The 16,170-nt window shown below is 34.1% G+C and carries 20 protein-coding genes and 1 pseudogene; 5 read left to right on the top strand and 16 right to left on the bottom strand.

All coding sequences use genetic code 11. The features are described 5' to 3' along the window. Positions 1 to 198: 198 nt before the first annotated feature. From QQZ16_RS10745 to QQZ16_RS10725, 5 genes are all read right to left on the bottom strand, one after another. Positions 199 to 633 carry a hypothetical protein gene (locus tag QQZ16_RS10745; protein ID WP_284561350.1) on the bottom strand — a complete coding sequence of 145 codons (435 nt, stop codon included), beginning with the start codon at positions 631 to 633 and terminating at the stop codon, positions 199 to 201. Positions 634 to 745: 112 nt separating this feature from the next. Then, positions 746 to 973, bottom strand: coding sequence for a hypothetical protein (locus QQZ16_RS10740; protein WP_031537814.1), 228 nt, complete (start codon positions 971 to 973; stop codon positions 746 to 748). A 119-nt stretch (positions 974 to 1,092) separates the two neighbouring features. Beyond that, positions 1,093 to 1,758 carry a TVP38/TMEM64 family protein gene (locus QQZ16_RS10735; protein ID WP_048717825.1) on the bottom strand — a complete coding sequence of 222 codons (666 nt, stop codon included), beginning with the start codon at positions 1,756 to 1,758 and terminating at the stop codon, positions 1,093 to 1,095. 269 nt (positions 1,759 to 2,027) lie between these two features. Further along, positions 2,028 to 2,861, bottom strand: coding sequence for an alpha/beta fold hydrolase (locus tag QQZ16_RS10730; protein WP_031537810.1), 834 nt, complete (start codon positions 2,859 to 2,861; stop codon positions 2,028 to 2,030). A 55-nt stretch (positions 2,862 to 2,916) separates the two neighbouring features. Then, positions 2,917 to 3,354 carry a DinB family protein gene (locus QQZ16_RS10725; protein ID WP_031537809.1) on the bottom strand — a complete coding sequence of 146 codons (438 nt, stop codon included), beginning with the start codon at positions 3,352 to 3,354 and terminating at the stop codon, positions 2,917 to 2,919. Positions 3,355 to 3,589: 235 nt separating this feature from the next. Between QQZ16_RS10725 and QQZ16_RS10720 the strand changes: the two genes are divergently transcribed. The 4 genes from QQZ16_RS10720 to QQZ16_RS10705 all read left to right on the top strand — a co-directional run bounded on the left by QQZ16_RS10720 (position 3,590) and on the right by QQZ16_RS10705 (position 5,840). Then, positions 3,590 to 4,117, top strand: coding sequence for an isochorismatase family protein (locus QQZ16_RS10720; protein WP_031537807.1), 528 nt, complete (start codon positions 3,590 to 3,592; stop codon positions 4,115 to 4,117). A 140-nt stretch (positions 4,118 to 4,257) separates the two neighbouring features. Then, a complete protein-coding gene (locus QQZ16_RS10715; RefSeq protein WP_048717823.1) occupies positions 4,258 to 4,512 on the top strand; it encodes a YueH family protein in 255 nt (84 codons plus the stop codon). A gap of 192 nt (positions 4,513 to 4,704) precedes the next feature. Beyond that, complete coding sequence (locus tag QQZ16_RS10710) at positions 4,705 to 5,211, top strand: GNAT family N-acetyltransferase (RefSeq protein WP_031537805.1); 507 nt, start codon at positions 4,705 to 4,707, stop codon at positions 5,209 to 5,211. 83 nt (positions 5,212 to 5,294) lie between these two features. Next, a complete protein-coding gene (locus QQZ16_RS10705; protein WP_031537802.1) occupies positions 5,295 to 5,840 on the top strand; it encodes a GNAT family N-acetyltransferase in 546 nt (181 codons plus the stop codon). A gap of 29 nt (positions 5,841 to 5,869) precedes the next feature. Here QQZ16_RS10705 and QQZ16_RS10700 read toward each other — a convergent pair. The 8 genes and pseudogenes from QQZ16_RS10700 to QQZ16_RS10665 all read right to left on the bottom strand — a co-directional run bounded on the left by QQZ16_RS10700 (position 5,870) and on the right by QQZ16_RS10665 (position 12,237). Beyond that, a pseudogene (locus QQZ16_RS10700) lies at positions 5,870 to 6,362 on the bottom strand (dihydrofolate reductase). 20 nt (positions 6,363 to 6,382) lie between these two features. Next, positions 6,383 to 7,057 (bottom strand): HAD family hydrolase, encoded by a 675-nt coding sequence (locus QQZ16_RS10695; protein WP_031537801.1) that lies wholly within the window; start codon positions 7,055 to 7,057, stop codon positions 6,383 to 6,385. Between the two features lie 31 nt (positions 7,058 to 7,088). Then, the gene (locus QQZ16_RS10690) at positions 7,089 to 7,520 is read right to left on the bottom strand and encodes an NUDIX hydrolase (protein ID WP_031537800.1); all 432 of its coding nucleotides are present in this window, start codon (positions 7,518 to 7,520) and stop codon (positions 7,089 to 7,091) included. Between the two features lie 31 nt (positions 7,521 to 7,551). Further along, entirely contained in the window at positions 7,552 to 8,472 is a 921-nt protein-coding gene (locus QQZ16_RS10685) for a ketopantoate reductase family protein (RefSeq protein ID WP_031537798.1), read from the bottom strand. Positions 8,473 to 8,575: 103 nt separating this feature from the next. After that, entirely contained in the window at positions 8,576 to 8,707 is a 132-nt protein-coding gene (locus QQZ16_RS10680) for a hypothetical protein (protein WP_284561349.1), read from the bottom strand. A gap of 56 nt (positions 8,708 to 8,763) precedes the next feature. Continuing rightward, positions 8,764 to 11,031, bottom strand: coding sequence for a sensor histidine kinase (locus tag QQZ16_RS10675; protein WP_031537797.1), 2,268 nt, complete (start codon positions 11,029 to 11,031; stop codon positions 8,764 to 8,766). After that, on the bottom strand, positions 11,009 to 11,701 hold the full coding sequence (locus QQZ16_RS10670) for a response regulator transcription factor (RefSeq protein ID WP_031537795.1): 693 nt from the start codon (positions 11,699 to 11,701) through the stop codon (positions 11,009 to 11,011). The genes QQZ16_RS10675 and QQZ16_RS10670 overlap by 23 nt, the downstream gene beginning before the upstream one ends. A 227-nt stretch (positions 11,702 to 11,928) precedes the next feature. Next, positions 11,929 to 12,237 carry a hypothetical protein gene (locus QQZ16_RS10665; RefSeq protein ID WP_031537793.1) on the bottom strand — a complete coding sequence of 103 codons (309 nt, stop codon included), beginning with the start codon at positions 12,235 to 12,237 and terminating at the stop codon, positions 11,929 to 11,931. A gap of 134 nt (positions 12,238 to 12,371) precedes the next feature. Between QQZ16_RS10665 and QQZ16_RS10660 the strand changes: the two genes are divergently transcribed. Further along, positions 12,372 to 12,830: a DinB family protein gene (locus QQZ16_RS10660; protein ID WP_031537792.1), complete on the top strand. Its 459-nt coding sequence runs from the start codon at positions 12,372 to 12,374 to the stop codon at positions 12,828 to 12,830. A 223-nt stretch (positions 12,831 to 13,053) separates the two neighbouring features. On the opposite strand, the gene QQZ16_RS10655 is transcribed toward QQZ16_RS10660, so the two are convergent. The 3 genes from QQZ16_RS10655 to QQZ16_RS10645 all read right to left on the bottom strand — a co-directional run bounded on the left by QQZ16_RS10655 (position 13,054) and on the right by QQZ16_RS10645 (position 15,046). After that, positions 13,054 to 13,467 carry an HIT family protein gene (locus QQZ16_RS10655; protein ID WP_031537790.1) on the bottom strand — a complete coding sequence of 138 codons (414 nt, stop codon included), beginning with the start codon at positions 13,465 to 13,467 and terminating at the stop codon, positions 13,054 to 13,056. Between the two features lie 78 nt (positions 13,468 to 13,545). After that, the gene (locus QQZ16_RS10650; protein WP_031537789.1) at positions 13,546 to 14,430 is read right to left on the bottom strand and encodes an NAD-dependent epimerase/dehydratase family protein; all 885 of its coding nucleotides are present in this window, start codon (positions 14,428 to 14,430) and stop codon (positions 13,546 to 13,548) included. A gap of 367 nt (positions 14,431 to 14,797) precedes the next feature. Continuing rightward, positions 14,798 to 15,046, bottom strand: a complete 249-nt coding sequence (locus QQZ16_RS10645) for a DUF3841 domain-containing protein (RefSeq protein ID WP_231512558.1) — start codon at positions 15,044 to 15,046, stop codon at positions 14,798 to 14,800. Between the last annotated feature and the right edge of the window lie 1,124 nt (positions 15,047 to 16,170).

Genomic DNA, 16,170 nt, shown 5'->3' with positions numbered 1-16,170 from the left:
CAAATATAATGAGAGCAGCTAAATAGTTGTCAAATATCTTCTTACTAGCAAAGAATAATAATAAAAAAATTAGTGCCACCAATAAATTTAAAATTGGATAATTTTTCATTTCTTTCCCATCCCTGCTTTATAATTTATGTATGTATTTCTCACGGTAAAATAGGCTGTCTATCCCGCTAACTGCTCGGTTTAGACAACCTATTCTACTTTAACAGAGAACGTATAATTAGGATTTCCTTGATCCCATTGGGCATAGATCATATATACATATATTCCTTTTTTGGCTGGAACAGTCATTTTGTTTCTGTCTACCTCTATAAATTCCTCTTCACCATCTTTAAATACTTTTGCAACCTGTAATGATCCATCTAAAGGTTTTTTATTAAAATCAATCGTGATGGTTGCATTCGGTTCCACTCGAACAGAACCATTTTTCAATCCCATATCCCAAGCTGATGCATAAACATAATCGACACAGGAGCCTTTCAAAGAACCTTGCCAGCAATTGGAGCCAATTGTTGTCGGTATTCTATTATTCTCCCATAGCACCTCAGGTTTTGGTGGCTTGGAAAAGTAAAATGTATCCATGAATACCCAAATACAAACAAAAATAAATGCTATTATTGTTACCACCATTAACATGCGAACCTTATTATCCCCTTTCATCCCTCTTTCATTATTGGACGATTGATATTGCAGAAAAGTTTCGATTTTTCATTATAAATAGAAAATTCAAGAGGAATTTTTACTCTCCACCGCCACCACAATCTCCCCCACTATCAGAGGAACCTCCACAGTCATTCCCTCCATCAAAGAATGATGTATTAGAGCTATCTGTTGGTCTTCCTGAATATGGTGGGAAATAATAGCTATTATCATGTTGACTTATATTATTTGTCTTTCCTTTTGATGAAGCATTAAAAATATTTACTATTAAGATCACAGCAAATACAATCATTATGAATCCTAACATAGCAAACTCCTCCCTTCTTATACTTATAGTTTGTATACGAACCTTACGCTGAAATAGTTTCATAATTTTTACAAATAAAAAACCCGAAAAGTAGCTATCCTACCTATCGGGAAAATTGACTATGCTCTTTTCTTTATTTCCTTTACTTTTTCCTTAACGGATGGCTTTCTTCTGTTAAAATAATAAAAAATTCCAGTTATCAGCAAAATAATAACAATTAATGCGAGTGGATTAATATTTGTGGAAAATACACCGTAGGGAATTAATGCAAGAATAAAGAAGTAAAAGAAATTTCCTATCGCTGTGCCAATAGTAAAAGGACGCAAGGAAATAGTACTTACACCTGCAATGATGTTTAAAATACTTGTCGGGAAGAAAGGAAAAACCCTACCATATATTACATATTTCATTCCTTTATGTTCGATTTTATCAAGCATATCTTGGTGATTTTTGACTTTTCTATGAACAAAATCTTGAAACCAAAAACGAGTAGCAAGAAAGATAAGCACCGCGGCTACGACACTAGAAAGCCAGCTCCACAAAAAACCATAAAAGAAGCCAAACGAGTAAAAATTAAGGGTAATAACCAATATTAACGGGATAACGGTAAAGCTATTTTGAATGATCATAATAAATAAACTTACTATAAGTGCATATGAAATATTATCATTAAATACAGATGTGACAGAATCAATCTCCCCTTGACGAATCGCCTGTAAGATATCTGTATAACGGATAAATAGAATAAAGAGGCTGATCGTCACAAAAAACGTGAATGGCTTCAAAAAATGTTTTATAATAAATCACCTTTTTCATAAATTATATGTCACATGCTAAAGAGTGGTACACTTTAGATGATTCATTTTACTACAAATTTATTCTTTTTCTTTTTTTTATAATTATCAGTTTTCTACCCTTTTTTATTTTCTATAAATCTGTGTTATCTAATAAATGTTCATGAATGGCATCAAACAATATATGATTGCACAAAAAAACACTATTCATTAGCATAAACCTTTAAAAATGAATAATGTCTTTTACCCAGTATATTTGTCTACTTTTCTTGAGCAAGGCTAATATCTTCTTCTACCCTATTTAACCACTCAATGATAATAGAAGTAAATAACTTTGTTTGTTCAATCTGCAAATTATGCCCTGCTCTATCTAAAACAGCAAATGTTGCTCTAGAATAATTTTCAAGAATTGCAAATGCATCTTTATATCCAACCACAGAATCTTGTTTGCCAAGTAAAAAGACACTTGGTTTCTGAAATAGGACATCATCGATTGAAAAAGAAAATCCATAGCTCTCTTGAATTTTATCTAAGAATACAGAATCCGCTATTTTGCATCCTGACAGTATTTCTTCCTTATATCGCTTCCAATTGTAATCATCCAAAACTACTTGATTTGATTGGAAATCGCTAAGCTCATCTTCTGCTAAGCTTGCTAAAAATCCATGATCCGCATAAACAATTGTGTGGTCTGGAAGTAATCTCTTTTCTTTATCTGGTATAATCATAGGACAAATGAATGCAGCTCCTAATATTTGCTCTTTATGTTCCTTAATGATTCCTCTAGTTAAATAGCCACCATAGGATTCTCCTACGATTAAAAATGGTTGATTAGGTATCACCGTATGAATAAAGCTTACTACTGCTTCTAACATTCCATCCGAGTTATGTATTTTTTCGTAATCCCTAGTTTTTCCCATTCCAGGTAGATCAATATAGATTCGTCTCCATCCTTCCTTCTCTTTAAAGATAGGTTCCATACAACCGCTCAAAAGTCGATGATCTGGAGTAAATCCATGTACCATAATTATCGGAATTCCTGAACCTATATCTTCATAGTATATATTTGCGTTTTTCACTTTGCAGTATGGCATCTTTCAGTCTCCCTCTTAATTTACTCTAAAATATATATGTATCTATTGATGTAGCTTATTCAAATAATGAAATATTCAAGTCTTTTCCATAACAGAAAACAAGCAAGGTGTGTAATTGAGCTCTATGATGATAGATATGTGCGACTATTTCTAATAGCCATTCATACCTTGTATAGGTTACTCCCCAATAGGATGTCGTTCTTTCTTGTAATTCCGTTTCTGTGAGATTGCTATAGCTTTCTTTTAATGTTTCATAATTATAAGCGATAGCATCTTTTATAGCGTTCACACTTTTTAATGAAACACTAGAATAATATTCACTCATCTCTTTTTGTGTTGCACTGTTCGCTATCAATAAATCAGCCTTACAAATTACAGCAATATGTTCTAATAGCTCACCTATCGAACGCTTATTACTTGCAGGCATTTTCTGTAAGTCAGCCTCTTCTAATGTCTCTATTATTTCAATTATTGTTTTTAAAGCTATTTCCATTTGATTTAGTGCGCTAGTAATATATGTATTCTCCAATAACGCTCCTCCTAAAAAGAATATATGTTCGCATTTTGATTATAGACTATTCTATCATAAATTCAACACTAAAATTCGTTTATTCTGACTTTTAAACGAATCGACCTTTAGCTTATAATTTATTAGCCATGATTTGTCCTTGTTTAGCTCCTTTTCCATCTGCTATACTTTAAAAGAAACAAACAGGAAGTGTTATTTTATGAGACAAGCACTTATTATCATCGATATGCAAGAAATTTTCTTTAACCATCCCCAATACTATTTATTCAATAAGGATCAAATTTTACAAAACATCAATATACTAATCAATCAAGCTCACGAAAAAAATATTCAGGTTATTTTTATTCAACATACAGATTTAAATGATCAGGATGAGCTTTTTGAGGGAAAAGATGATTGGAAACTTCACCAAAATTTAATAGTTTCCTCTGAGGATAAGATAATCAAAAAAACAAAATGGGACGCTTTCTATCAAACAGAACTTTTGGATTATTTAAAAAGCATGAAAATAGAACAGCTTATATTTGCTGGTGCACAAACTGAATTTTGTCTTGATACTACTATTCGAGCAGCTTATAGCTTGGGATATCAAAATAATCTACTTTTCCAAAACACCCAAAGTACGATTAATGGCTCCGTTTTACATGCAGATGATATTATTAATCATCATGAAGCAATTTGGAATAATCGATTTCTGACAGTGATAAAAGGGGTATTAAAACTATAAAGGTTACAAATAAATTCATTGGCACTTTTATATTTCAAACATATCATTCCTTTAACATTTTATTTAAATCTTCTACTTTTGGAAAATAAAGTCGAAAAAAAGGAGTATAATGGAAATAAAAAAAGACGGAGGTTGTTGTTATGATTACCTTGCTAGAGGATATTGCTCCCTTCGGACTAAAAGACACGAAATTATATATCATGAAAACAACTGATTCTTTTGTTATTTCTATCCCTAAAATTAATTGGTCTACAGAACTCCGTAAATCAGAATCAGCCCATGATCAATTTAATCATTTACTTCATTCTTTAACATTTCACATGTTTGAAGGAAATTGCTCTGAACTAGCAGAATGTATCACGGCATCTCTTGGAAAGTATGAAAATTCATTGTAAGAAAGTCTCTATCCTTTCATTCATATAAAGTCATGCTTGAAGGCACAAAAGATCATCATCAGTGTTCTTTTGTGCCTTTTCCATCCATTAATTTTCTCCCTGCCTATTCTCTACTCTACAATTCATTGCATAAACCGATTCTCCTAAGCTAAAATGGGGAAATAAAGAACAGAATGTAAAGGAGTTTTTTTCTTGGAGTTTCTTTTTACAAGTAAACGATTAGGTTTTCGATTATTAACAATAGAAGATGTAGAAGCATGTGAACAGTTTTGGGGAAACGAAGAAGTCATGAAGTATTGTGGCGGAAGTACAGACTCTTCCTTACTTCCACAAGTTATTGACTTTTACGAGCAAAGTCAAGCTGACTTCGGTCTTTCTGTTTATGGAGTAGTTGATTTGGCTAGCAATCAGGTGATTGGGGCAGCTGGCTTTAATATAGAGGATTCCATAGACGAAGTAGAGCTAATTTTCCATTTTACAAAAGAAAATTGGAACAAAGGGTATGCGACAGAAGCGGCGATTGCATGTATGAAGTTTGCTGAAAAGCAAGGAAGTGTTCAAAAAGTAATTGCCTCTGCTAGTATTGAAAACAAGGCTTCTTTAGAAGTACTTGGCAAAATTGGCTTTCAGTATATGGGAATAAAATATTTCGAGGATACAGAACAGGAAGAAGCTTATTTTGGGTTTGTTTTTAAGTGAATGGATAATAGTTTTCTCAAGGGGAACAAGAATATTAACTTGACCCCTTGCCTACCGTACATTTAAAAAGGAAGTGGGAAATTTTGAATAATGAAAATAAAATTATTATAACTCCATTAAACATTGATTTAATAGAGGATATCAATAAGACAAATGATTGTTTTAAGTTGTATGGCAGAGTTGTCCCTAGTTTACAATCAGGCAAATGGTCTTATAAAGAGATTCTTTTTGAAGAAATTAGAGAAACACGGTTTCCAGATGATAAACTTGATTGGAGCCAATATATAAATCGAGAGGATAAAGCTTTGTTTTTAGCTTATATGAATAATACTTGCATAGGACAAATTAGAATAATGAAGGATTGGAATCGCTTCTGTTATATTGAAAACATTGCTACAAAAAAAGATTATAGAGGAAATGGAATCGGAAAGTTGCTCTTAAATAAAGCGGAAGAGTGGGCAAAACAAAGAAATCTTATCGGGATGTCCTTGGAAGCACAAGATGATAATCTTGGTGCATGCAGATTTTATGTGAAACAAGGATTCATACTAGGTGGGGCTGATACACTAAAGCAGTCATATAATCCAATTATTGAGACCACTTTGTACTGGTATAAGTTATTCAAGTAATGGTGTTAGTTAATAAACACACATACTGTTTAAAAAGCCAAGCGTTCATATACATGAAAATAGTAAGAATAAGGGTTATTTTCATCTGTTATTCCTTGGGTAACAGATGTCTCCTTCCATTCCGTGCAAATCAACATTTGGAAAGAAAGTGTCACCTTCAAATTCTGCATGAATCTTGGTTATATACATTGTTTCTACATATGGAAGAAATATTCTATAAATTACTTCTCCGCCAAAAATAAATATTTCTTCTTCCTTTTCACATAATGTAAAGACTTCATCTAGTGAATGAGCCATTTCACAGCCATCAAATACTATTTCTCTGTCTCTAGATAAGACGATATTCCTTCTGCTACTTAGTGCTCTTCCAATAGATTGAAAGTTTTTTCTTCCTAAAATAATTGGATGCCCTGAAGTAATCTTTTTCACATACTCCCAATCTCTCGGAATTCTCCAAGGAATATCATTATCCTTCCCAATTACTCTGTTTTTGTCCATCGCTACAATTAAAGAGTCCTTCATGAAGCACTCCCCCTATTGACTTATGTAAAATAGCTTAATAGTCGATCAAAAGAATCAATCTCCGCAAATGGTTTTATCTTGGTAGCGTTCTTAATCTTACGTGGATTAAACCATATACCTTTTAAATTGGCATTTTGACAACCACCAATATCACTTTCTATGTCATCCCCAACAAATAATGTATCCTCTGGCTGCACATTAAGCTTATTTAAAACTAGCTCAAATATGCGTTTGTCCGGTTTACTAATTCCTACTTCATCGGAAATGATGATGGTATCAAAATAATGATGTAAATTGGTGTTGATTATTTTTGCTTTTTGTCTTTGAACAGTACCATTTGTGATAATTGCAACCTTCACTAGGCTCTTTAACCTATTAACTATATTAATCGTATCTTGATTCACAGAAAAACAATACGGAAAATGATTATTCCAAAAAACTAAGATATCATTGTGTGGTATTCTGTATTTCGGTGGAAACGCATCGAAAAATGCTTCCAAAACCTTTGTTTTATCCTTTTGACCATAGCATTTCTTATCCTGTTCTTTGAATTCTTGCAGCATTTCTTTTTTTAAGGAATCGTTAATATCCTCATAACATTTTTCTAACATAATGAAAAACAGTTTATCTACGGCATTATCTCTATCAAGCAAGGTGTCATCTAAATCAAATAGCACTGCTTTGTAGTTGCTCATATAATTTCATCGCCTTTCTTACCCTTACCATTTAAAATTCCACATAAAAAGGTTGGCTACTTTCATCCAAACATTTCTCTATTCTTTCTCTAAAATTCTTATGTGTCACCATTTCCAACGCTTTCTCAATGGAAAAATACCCTACTTCCAAACTTTCTGGAGAAGTGGTTAATTCCCCTCCAACTGGTTTTGCTAAAAACAGCGTATTGCATATAGAACGGTTGACATTTTGAAAGATTCCACAAAATTTGATTACTTCAATATCAATACCTGATTCTTCTTTCGCTTCTCTAACTGCAGCATCTTTCAAGGACTCTCCCTCTTCCACTTGTCCGCCTGGCATTTCCCAGCCTCTTTTAGGTCCCTTGATTAATAGAATTTCGCCCTGTTCATTGATAACAATCGTCGCTGCTGAAACGATATGTTTTGGCGGTGACCATTGCTGTTGTGTACTTTTAATCAATTGATTTCCCTCCGTTCTTTTTAGAGCTTTTCTACCCTTGCATTTCCTCCACTGTTTTAATAATTCGATAGAATGCTTGATTAATAGGTGTTTCGATGCCAAGCTTCTGACCATAATCGATAACTTTTTCGGCAAATAAAGCGACTTCTGTTTTTCTGCCAGCTTCGATATCCTGCAACATTGATGTCTTTCCTGTACCACTAACTTTGCTTAATACATTGGCAAAAAAATAATCCACGTCTTTTTCTGTTAGGTCAATCTCCTTAGCCTGAGCAAGCTGAATTACTTCCTTCATCGCACTTTTTGCTAGTTCTCTTGCTGGTCCTTCTTTTTGAAAGAAGGCATATGGAGCTCTCGTTACAGCGGAAGCTTGATTCATGCCTACGTTAATCATGAACTTATTCCATAGTGCTCGTTCCATATCTTCTGGTACATCAACTGGTATGCTTGCTCTTTCTAAGCATTCTCTGACCTCTTTTACGCAATCCGTCAGCTCTATATTTACTCTTTCCCCAAAAGTGATAATCCCAGGAGTACTGTAATAGATTCGATTGTCTTCTCTTGTTGAGTCAATACCATTGCAGATGGAATAGAGAATCTTTTCTTCCCCATAGCTTTGTGCTATTTCTTCCTCGCTTGTAATCCCATTTAATAAGGAAAGAATTACTGTTTTCCCTCCTACAAATGGACGAATTAGGGAGATTGCTTCTTGAAGCTGTCCATATTTTACTGCAAGAATAATCAGTTCAAAGGCTTCTGATTGTGTTTCATGATTGATGTACTGAAAGGAGGTTTCCTCCCCGTTTATATAGTACTTTTCTTTTTCGTATTTTGTTTTTCTATGCTCATCGACAATAATTTGTACTTCTAATCCTTCTACTTCCTGAAGCATTTTGCCGTATACTGCACCAATTGCTCCAAGTCCTACGATACCGATTTTTTTGATGGTCACTTTTCTTTCCTTCTTTCTGCAATTATTCATAATCTTTTAAATTATTCTAACATATATTTCTAGTAAAAATACTTCCTTTTCATCAACGAAAAGGAAGTATCTTCTATCCTATCTTATCTTTACCTGCTTCAATCGCTTTGTTAATGGCTTTGCGAATGATTGCTTTCTCTTCTACATCTTTATGTTCCTTCAGTATATCGCATACAATTTTCCTTGAAGTCACTTCATTTCTCATTATCGGGTAAACCAATGAATACAAATATGCCGCTTGTTTTCTATATATGGTTAGTTTCACTGCATGTTATTTACAGGAAGCACGAGCGTTATTTTAAATAAATCTCCATCTGTATCAATCGTCATTACTCCCTCATGAAGGTCGATAATCGATTTTGCAATCGCAAGTCCAAGTCCGGATCCTTCCGTATGTCTAGAGGTATCCCCTCGTTTAAAACGCTCAAATAATTCATCCATATTGTCATCTAGTTCATACTTAGAAATATTTTTAAATTGAAGAATCGCTTGCCCTTTTTCTTGTTTAATCGAAAGGTAGACACGAGAATGCTTCAAGGAATACTTCAAAATATTTCCTATTAAATTATCAAATACTCTCCATAGTTTTTGCCCATCTACTACTGCATTAATCGACGGCTCTTGATTGGTTACACGAAAATCAAGAGTAGAGGATTTGATTGTTTCATCATATTCTCCTAATGCTTGCTGTAAAAGCTGCACTAAATCTACCTTTTCCTTCTTCAATTCCACATTGCCACTAACCATTTTCGAAACTTCAAATAAATCATCAATCAATACTTTCAACCGCTGTGATTTACGGTCAATAATGGCCAGATAACCATCTTTTTCTTCCTCTGATAGATGTTTATTTTTCAATAATTCCGTATAGTTAATGATGGATGTTAAAGGTGTTCGTAGATCGTGACTGACATTCGTAATTAATTCGGTTTTTAGGCGTTCGCTTTTTTCCTGGGCTGTCTTTGAAACAATTACCCCAGATTTTAACGTATTAATATGATCCGCAAATGCTGTTAACTCTTTCGCCCCTTGGATTGATATTTCTTGATGTAAGTCCCCATTTATTACCGCATTCGTTTGTGCAAGCAGCTTACTAGAAGCCTTTATATTTCTCACCACAAAAATAATAACTGGAATTCCAATGATAAGGGCAGCTACTAAATAGAATGGGATAAGAATTTGCAATACCAGACTTATTGGTAAAAATAGACCTAACATAAAAATCACTAGCAAGCTACCAATCGCTTTTTTGGTAAAATCTCTACTGGATAGAAGCTGTGAAATAGCTGTTTTCATCTTATTTAAACTTATACTTATAAAAGTATTTTTCCACTTTATTTTCTCTTTAAATAGTAGATAGCCTTGAATGAGAGATAGTGTTACAAATACCCATGCCAAAAGAAGAAAGGCAAGAATATCACCCCAATTTCCTCCTAATTCATTCACCTTCATGGATAGTTGGTCCCCGATTCCCCATAGTCCAATAACAGCTAATATGGCACTTATCACCAATAGCATATATCGGATATCAATTGGAACCTTTCGATAAGAAGGATAGTCCCATTGCGCAAAGCTGATTTTCCTTTTTACAAGCATGAAAATACATACTACTAAACTGATAATGCTCAATGAGCTTCCAAAAATCATTTTCTTTTGATAAGCATAATACTTATTCTCTTCCTCTATCAGCAAACTACCATTACTTAATTTTTTTGGTACAGCAACAACTCCTTCATAATTACCAATCTCTTTTTTTAACTGATTTACGATAGTAGGCGTATTTCCATCTTCCCATGACCACATTGTAAATCCATTATCCCTGTAGATTATTGATTGTCCTGGCAAATTTAACTTCTCTGTTTCCGCAGTAAAATAGTAGTTGCCGAAGAAATTTGCATTTTCCTTGTTAATTATCTTATCTACTGTTTCTTCTGGAGAAAGAGTCATATTAGTTACAACTGCTTCCGTTTTACTGTTTTTTAAATAATAATAGAATGATTCAGCCCATTGCTCAAATTCATATTTTGTATTTTCCAAATCTCGATAATATCGATCTACCTCTAATTGCTTTTCTTCTTTTATTTTTTCTTGGACATATTCATCATTTGGCAATAGCTCTGTGATTTCCTTTATATCTCGATCTCTTTCTTCTGTTAAAAGCTCCTCTACTGCATCATCGCCATTTTCGATTGCTAGGGCTATATCTTCTTCATATTGCTCATTAATTAATTGCATTTGTTCATTTAGACTTGCGTATGAATCACGATATTCAGCGATTTCTTCTTTCGTGACGCTGATGTTCTTTTTCGCTTCTTCTATTGGCACCTGATATAACTGATAATCACTTAATAGTTCTGTAAAATACATTCGTTTGTCTTCAAACTTGGTGGAGTCATAATAATTTGTATGTATATATTGCGTTAGCCATATTTTTAGCGGCGCTAGCCCACTAAGCCCTATCGTAACCAACAATGTCCAAACAATAAAAACTACAATAAAAACCCCTCTACTTCTCCATTTTGTAGCCAATGCCCCACACCACCTTTAAAAAACGCGGATTTTTTGGATCCACTTCGATTTTCTCGCGTATTTTTCGAATATGTACCGCGACTGTATTTTCGGCATTGTATCCAGGTTCCTTCCATACACTTTCATAAATCTCCGCAATGGAAAACACTCTGCCTGCATTTTTCATCAATAAAACAACGATTTTATATTCAATTGGCGTTAGCTTTACACTTTCTCCATTTACCGCTACTTCTTTTGCCTCCTGGTCTAATGTTAAGCCATGAAGGTCTATTTTTTTCTTCACACCATCAAAGGTTCCAAGTGTCACATATCTTCGTAATTGCGATTTCACTCTTGCGACTAGTTCCATTGGATTGAATGGTTTTGTGATATAATCATCAGCGCCTATTTGCAATCCCAGTATTTTATCCGTATCTTCACTTTTCGCGGTCAGCATAATAATCGGGATATTTTTTTGTTCACGAATTTTATAAGTAGCAGAAATCCCATCTAAATTCGGCATCATAATATCCATTAGAATTAAATGAACAGTTTGTTCCATTAAAATATCCAATGCCTCTAGGCCATCACTTGCTTTTAAAACGGTAATCCCTTCGTTTTTAAGATATATTTCAATGGCATCTCTAATTTCTTTCTCATCATCCACTACTAGCACACTTACTTTCTCCAACAACAACCACCTGCTTTCTCTCTCTTCGCTGTCTCTATCATAGGCAAAAAATCTTAATATCTGCTAAGCAAATTTCTTAAGATTTTCTTAATATTCTACTAGGATATTCCATTCTCTCATTCTATCAGAGGAATAGTTTTGTTCACACCACTATTTCGTTGTAATCATTTCTTTCACTAGGTAAAAGAAAAATGGCTTTCATCCACTATTGATGAAAACCATTTTTCTTATTGTTTAGCCTTTATTTGTTCCCGAATCTTCTCTAGTTCCTCAAGGGACAGTTCCCCTAATGACTCTTTTATTTCTTCTTCCATGCGCTTGCGGTTTTTCTCTCGGTATAGATTCCACCAGTCACGAAGGCCTTCTGTTTGATCCAATATGTAATCAATGTCGATTTCTTCTACCTCATCATCCGAAATATACTCCAACACTGCTGCTAGCATGCGGTTTAATTTATCTACCTCTCCTTCTTTCTTTTTTGTATTCGTCGTTTCCTTCTCTACTTCTTCGCTAAGTTCTTCATCTTTGCTAGGCATTGTATTCCTCCTACCTTTATTCCTGTTTTCCCTAGTATTTCCGTTAGAAAAATGCACTATTCTTTTCAGTGCAGGAAAAAGATATCCCCATAGCGAATCAATGATTGTAAGTTTATGTTTAAGGAGTGTGTAAAATGGAAGCACGTCATGAAAATTTATTTAAACAATTGGAAACCTATCGGAAGGAACTTTTAGGGACTGTTGAAATGGTGACAGACGAGCAAGCGGAAATCGTCCCAGATGGATTTAATAATAATATCCGCTGGAATCTCGGTCACCTTTATCTCGATCAGTTTTTATGGATCGAGGCATTAACAAAAGTAGCCTCTCCTACTTCGAAGCAATTTAATCAATGGTTTGGTTTCGGTACAACACCAGCTAACTTCACAGATGAGACACCATCCTTCCATGAATTAAAAGAGCTTTTAAACGCTCAACCACAAGAAATATTAGAGAAATATCGCAATGAGCTTGAAAAAGAATATCCCCCAATCGATATGGGCATGCACACAATCGAACAAGTATTAATTCGAACGATTTTTCATGAAGGCATGCATTTACAGGCGATAAATGATTTGAAAAGGTTTATTTAGAGATATTTGGGAAGAAAAAATGGCCCTATGAAATCGTTAAGCGAAATTATGCTTACCATATTCTCATTAGAAATAATCGGTAAAAGTTTTATTATCTAAAGCAACGAAGGATTCGGATCCTACAAAAAGAAAACCACTGAACAAACAATTTCAGTGGTTATTATCTGTATCTATAAAAAAATGACTACATTATCTCGTTTTGGTGTCTTTAACACTATAAAAGCTATTCACTTTCCCCTTTTACTCGTCTATTTTCCTCTTGTTTTAACCAATATCTAATACCCTTTCCAGCCAATGGTTCATCCTTATATCTTGGTATTAGGTGAAGATGACAATGAAAAATCTCTTGGTTAGAAACTTTTCCTACATTCCATCCTATTGTATAGCCATCAGGAGAATGGTAATTATCTATAAACTTTTTTGCCTCATGTACTAGCTCATATGTATCGTTCCACTCTTCTTGTGTTAATTCAAAGACGTCCTTGTGATGTTTTTTAGGAATTATTAAACCGCTACCCTCTAAGATACCTTGATGTTTGTTATGTTGCAAAAAATAACATGTTTCATTCTCCAGGACAATATTTTGGTCCCTATCTTTATGTGGATTACATAAAGGACAATCTAAATCATAAGCCATTTTTCTTCTCCTATAACTATCTCTTTATTCATCCGCCACATCACCAAAAAATATCAAATTCCCCCCTAAGCATCACAATCAATGCTTATCTTTGCCTGCAATTTTCTCAATCAAAGCTGGCAACCAATCATCCAGATTAGTGAACACAAAGCCCGCTTTTCCTGCCTTTTCCGTATTCATATACCATGTGGCAGGAATGGCAAATGGGGAGGTGTTTTCTTCGTCCCCTTTTAACGTTATTTTCGCAGCATGCCCTGTAACCTTTTCAATCATACGGATTAATTCTCCCATTGAAATTTTCCCATCTGCGGTTGCATTAAATGGTCCTTCCACGTCTGAAAAACCTGCCCATTTTAGAAACATAGCAGCTTCTGTGGCAAGAATAAAGGACATTTCTGCATCCATATTAACAAAGCCAATCGTTTTTCCTTGCTGAATCCGCTCCACATGAAAATGCAAACGACCTGTGTAATCATCTTCCCCTAACACGATAGGGAACCTTACTGCCACAACTGGAAATGTTGCATACTGAAAGAAAACGGCTTCTGCTTGTCGCTTTCCTTCGTTATATGTAAATGCCTCTTTATCTCCCCATGCTATCGGATAATGATACGGATCAAAGTCTTCTTCTCTCTTTTCCATTCCATCTGCAGCATACGTCGATAAGGAAGAAGTAAACACAAGCTTGCCAATGTTCCCGTTAAAAATCTCACAAAAATCTCTTGCTTCATTTGATGTATAGCAAATATTATCATAAACAATATCAAATTTTCGACAGTCAAAATGATTAATAAGTTGTTCCTTCATAGATCGATCACCGATGATATGCTCTACTTGATCGCCAAATGAATGACTTGTTGTCCCACGGGTCATAATCGTAACCTGATGCCCCTCTTCCAATAACATTTCCACAAGCTTTTTTCCGAAAAAACGAGTTCCACCAAGTACTAATATTTTTTTCATTCTTTTTATCCCCTACTCTTTGATTTTACTTTAGAAATTCCATAAAGAGGAGCTATTTCCTCCTTTTTAATCCATTATATTATTTCCAAAAAACTACATTATTTTGCAATAAAATATTCTGCATTCAAAATTTGTTCTTTCTAAATCCCAGATGTAACGCCCTGAACAATTTGGCACCCATTATTCCACATTTCTGCGTGTCGTAATTTCGCTAAGTGAAATATTCTTTCCAGCTTTGTTCCTTTGTAATCGTTAATTCCCCCTGTTCAAACACCCTATCTTCTTCCTCTGAAATCGCACAAAAGCCGTTATTTAACACACAATGCCATGCTTCAAAATCAGAAAGGAGCACTTTTTTATCAGGTATTTATACTGTTAAACATACAATTTTTGTACCTTTCTGAAAGAGACTTTCATGCTTTAAATTCGGTTTTTTCATCCAAAGCCAAACTGGAAACAAACCATTATTATTCAGCCTCTTATCCATTTGTTTGATCATCCATTGATAAGAATGGAGGAAATCTTTATCCACAAACTTCTCATCCCCAATGAAGTAGCCGATTTGATTTAAGATTTTTACCACTTCGGTTGCTTGGTTGGTGAAGTATATAGGCATCAATCAAGCTCCTTATCTTTTATTTCGCTATTTCAGAAAAATCATCGTTATGGTAATATTAAACAAAAAAGGAAAGGAAATTCTATGAAACAGAATTACTATAGCGTTGGATCTTTTACTATTTTTTCCGTATCTTCTGTGGCTTACATACTTGCGTTTTTTATGAGTCTCCCTTTTCCCAATACTCTCTCTATAATACTCCTTAGGCTTTTTCCTATTATTGGGATAATCTTCGGTTGCTTAGGAAAAAAAGGATTCTTCAAAATTTGCGGCCTTATCGGTAATGTCCTTCTTTTATATATTAATGGTTGTAATCCCTTTCGTTACCTCATTTTTTTGGAATCAACCTTGATTTCATTTAATGATCTTATAAATATTGACAGGGGGTATTTATTTGCAACAAAAACAATCACTTCTATTAATCATACTTATTAATATCGTCATTTTTTGTTTACATCAGTATTTATTCTTTTATGTTAAAATTTCCGATTTCCTTTTGCAGCTTTTATATTTTCTTATCACTTTTTTGCCTTTAAATGTATGGTTTTGGCGCAGTAAATTTAAGATAAATTTTTATCATCACTGGGTATGTATTTATATAGGACTCCTATGCTCCACTTTCTTTTTCTTTCTGTTTAAAACTTCGACAACAGATACAGCAGATTTTTTATCTATAGGCGAATTCTACTTTGATTTATTTTTAACTATATTGGTTTTTTCGTTTGGAGAGATGGTAATATTAATTTGTTTGAACGGGGTTACTTATATTTTTAGAAGATTAGTAGGCTACCACTGAAACGCTTTCATCTTCACCTCTTTAACAAAAGCAGCTATAATAAGCGTCTGAAATCTTTATTCAAACAGGGTTTCTTCCATTTAACAATAAATAAAGGTATTTAAATGTCCTCTCAGCAAGGACATTTAAATACCTTTTGTCTTTTTATGGTGCCAGCGTATAATGGTAAATAAGTCAAATGGAAATTTCTTAGAAAAAAGACAAACTTTAAGAAAAGTCCCCTATTTCCATTTTTAGGAAGAATCAACCATCACAGAGTATTATTATAGGGCTCCTCTAGAGCGTGAAAGGACCTTGCGTTTCATCCTACAGGGATACCGCCTAGCGA

The sequence above is a fragment of the Bacillus sp. T2.9-1 genome, assembly GCF_950097965.1.
In the GTDB taxonomy this organism is placed as follows: domain Bacteria; phylum Bacillota; class Bacilli; order Bacillales; family Cytobacillaceae; genus Niallia; species Niallia hominis.
Note: the sequence above shows the minus strand (reverse complement) of the source record. Positions and strands in the feature narration are given on the sequence as shown.

Bases quoted from the DNA above. Each gene is read 5' to 3' on its own strand.
- QQZ16_RS10740 (WP_031537814.1), bottom strand. From the start codon at position 973: ATGTTAGGATTCATAATGATTGTATTTGCTGTGATCTTAATAGTAAAT.
- QQZ16_RS10730 (WP_031537810.1), bottom strand. From the start codon at position 2,861: ATGCCATACTGCAAAGTGAAAAACGCAAATATATACTATGAAGATATA.
- QQZ16_RS10725 (WP_031537809.1), bottom strand. From the start codon at position 3,354: ATGGAAATAGCTTTAAAAACAATAATTGAAATAATAGAGACATTAGAA.
- QQZ16_RS10720 (WP_031537807.1), top strand. From the start codon at position 3,590: ATGAGACAAGCACTTATTATCATCGATATGCAAGAAATTTTCTTTAAC.
- QQZ16_RS10715 (WP_048717823.1), top strand. From the start codon at position 4,258: ATGATTACCTTGCTAGAGGATATTGCTCCCTTCGGACTAAAAGACACG.
- QQZ16_RS10695 (WP_031537801.1), bottom strand. From the start codon at position 7,057: ATGAGCAACTACAAAGCAGTGCTATTTGATTTAGATGACACCTTGCTT.
- QQZ16_RS10680 (WP_284561349.1), bottom strand. From the start codon at position 8,707: ATGAGAAATGAAGTGACTTCAAGGAAAATTGTATGCGATATACTGAAG.
- QQZ16_RS10665 (WP_031537793.1), bottom strand. From the start codon at position 12,237: ATGCCTAGCAAAGATGAAGAACTTAGCGAAGAAGTAGAGAAGGAAACG.
- QQZ16_RS10660 (WP_031537792.1), top strand. From the start codon at position 12,372: ATGGAAGCACGTCATGAAAATTTATTTAAACAATTGGAAACCTATCGG.
- QQZ16_RS10655 (WP_031537790.1), bottom strand. From the start codon at position 13,467: ATGGCTTATGATTTAGATTGTCCTTTATGTAATCCACATAAAGATAGG.
- QQZ16_RS10650 (WP_031537789.1), bottom strand. From the start codon at position 14,430: ATGAAAAAAATATTAGTACTTGGTGGAACTCGTTTTTTCGGAAAAAAG.
- QQZ16_RS10645 (WP_231512558.1), bottom strand. From the start codon at position 15,046: ATGCCTATATACTTCACCAACCAAGCAACCGAAGTGGTAAAAATCTTA.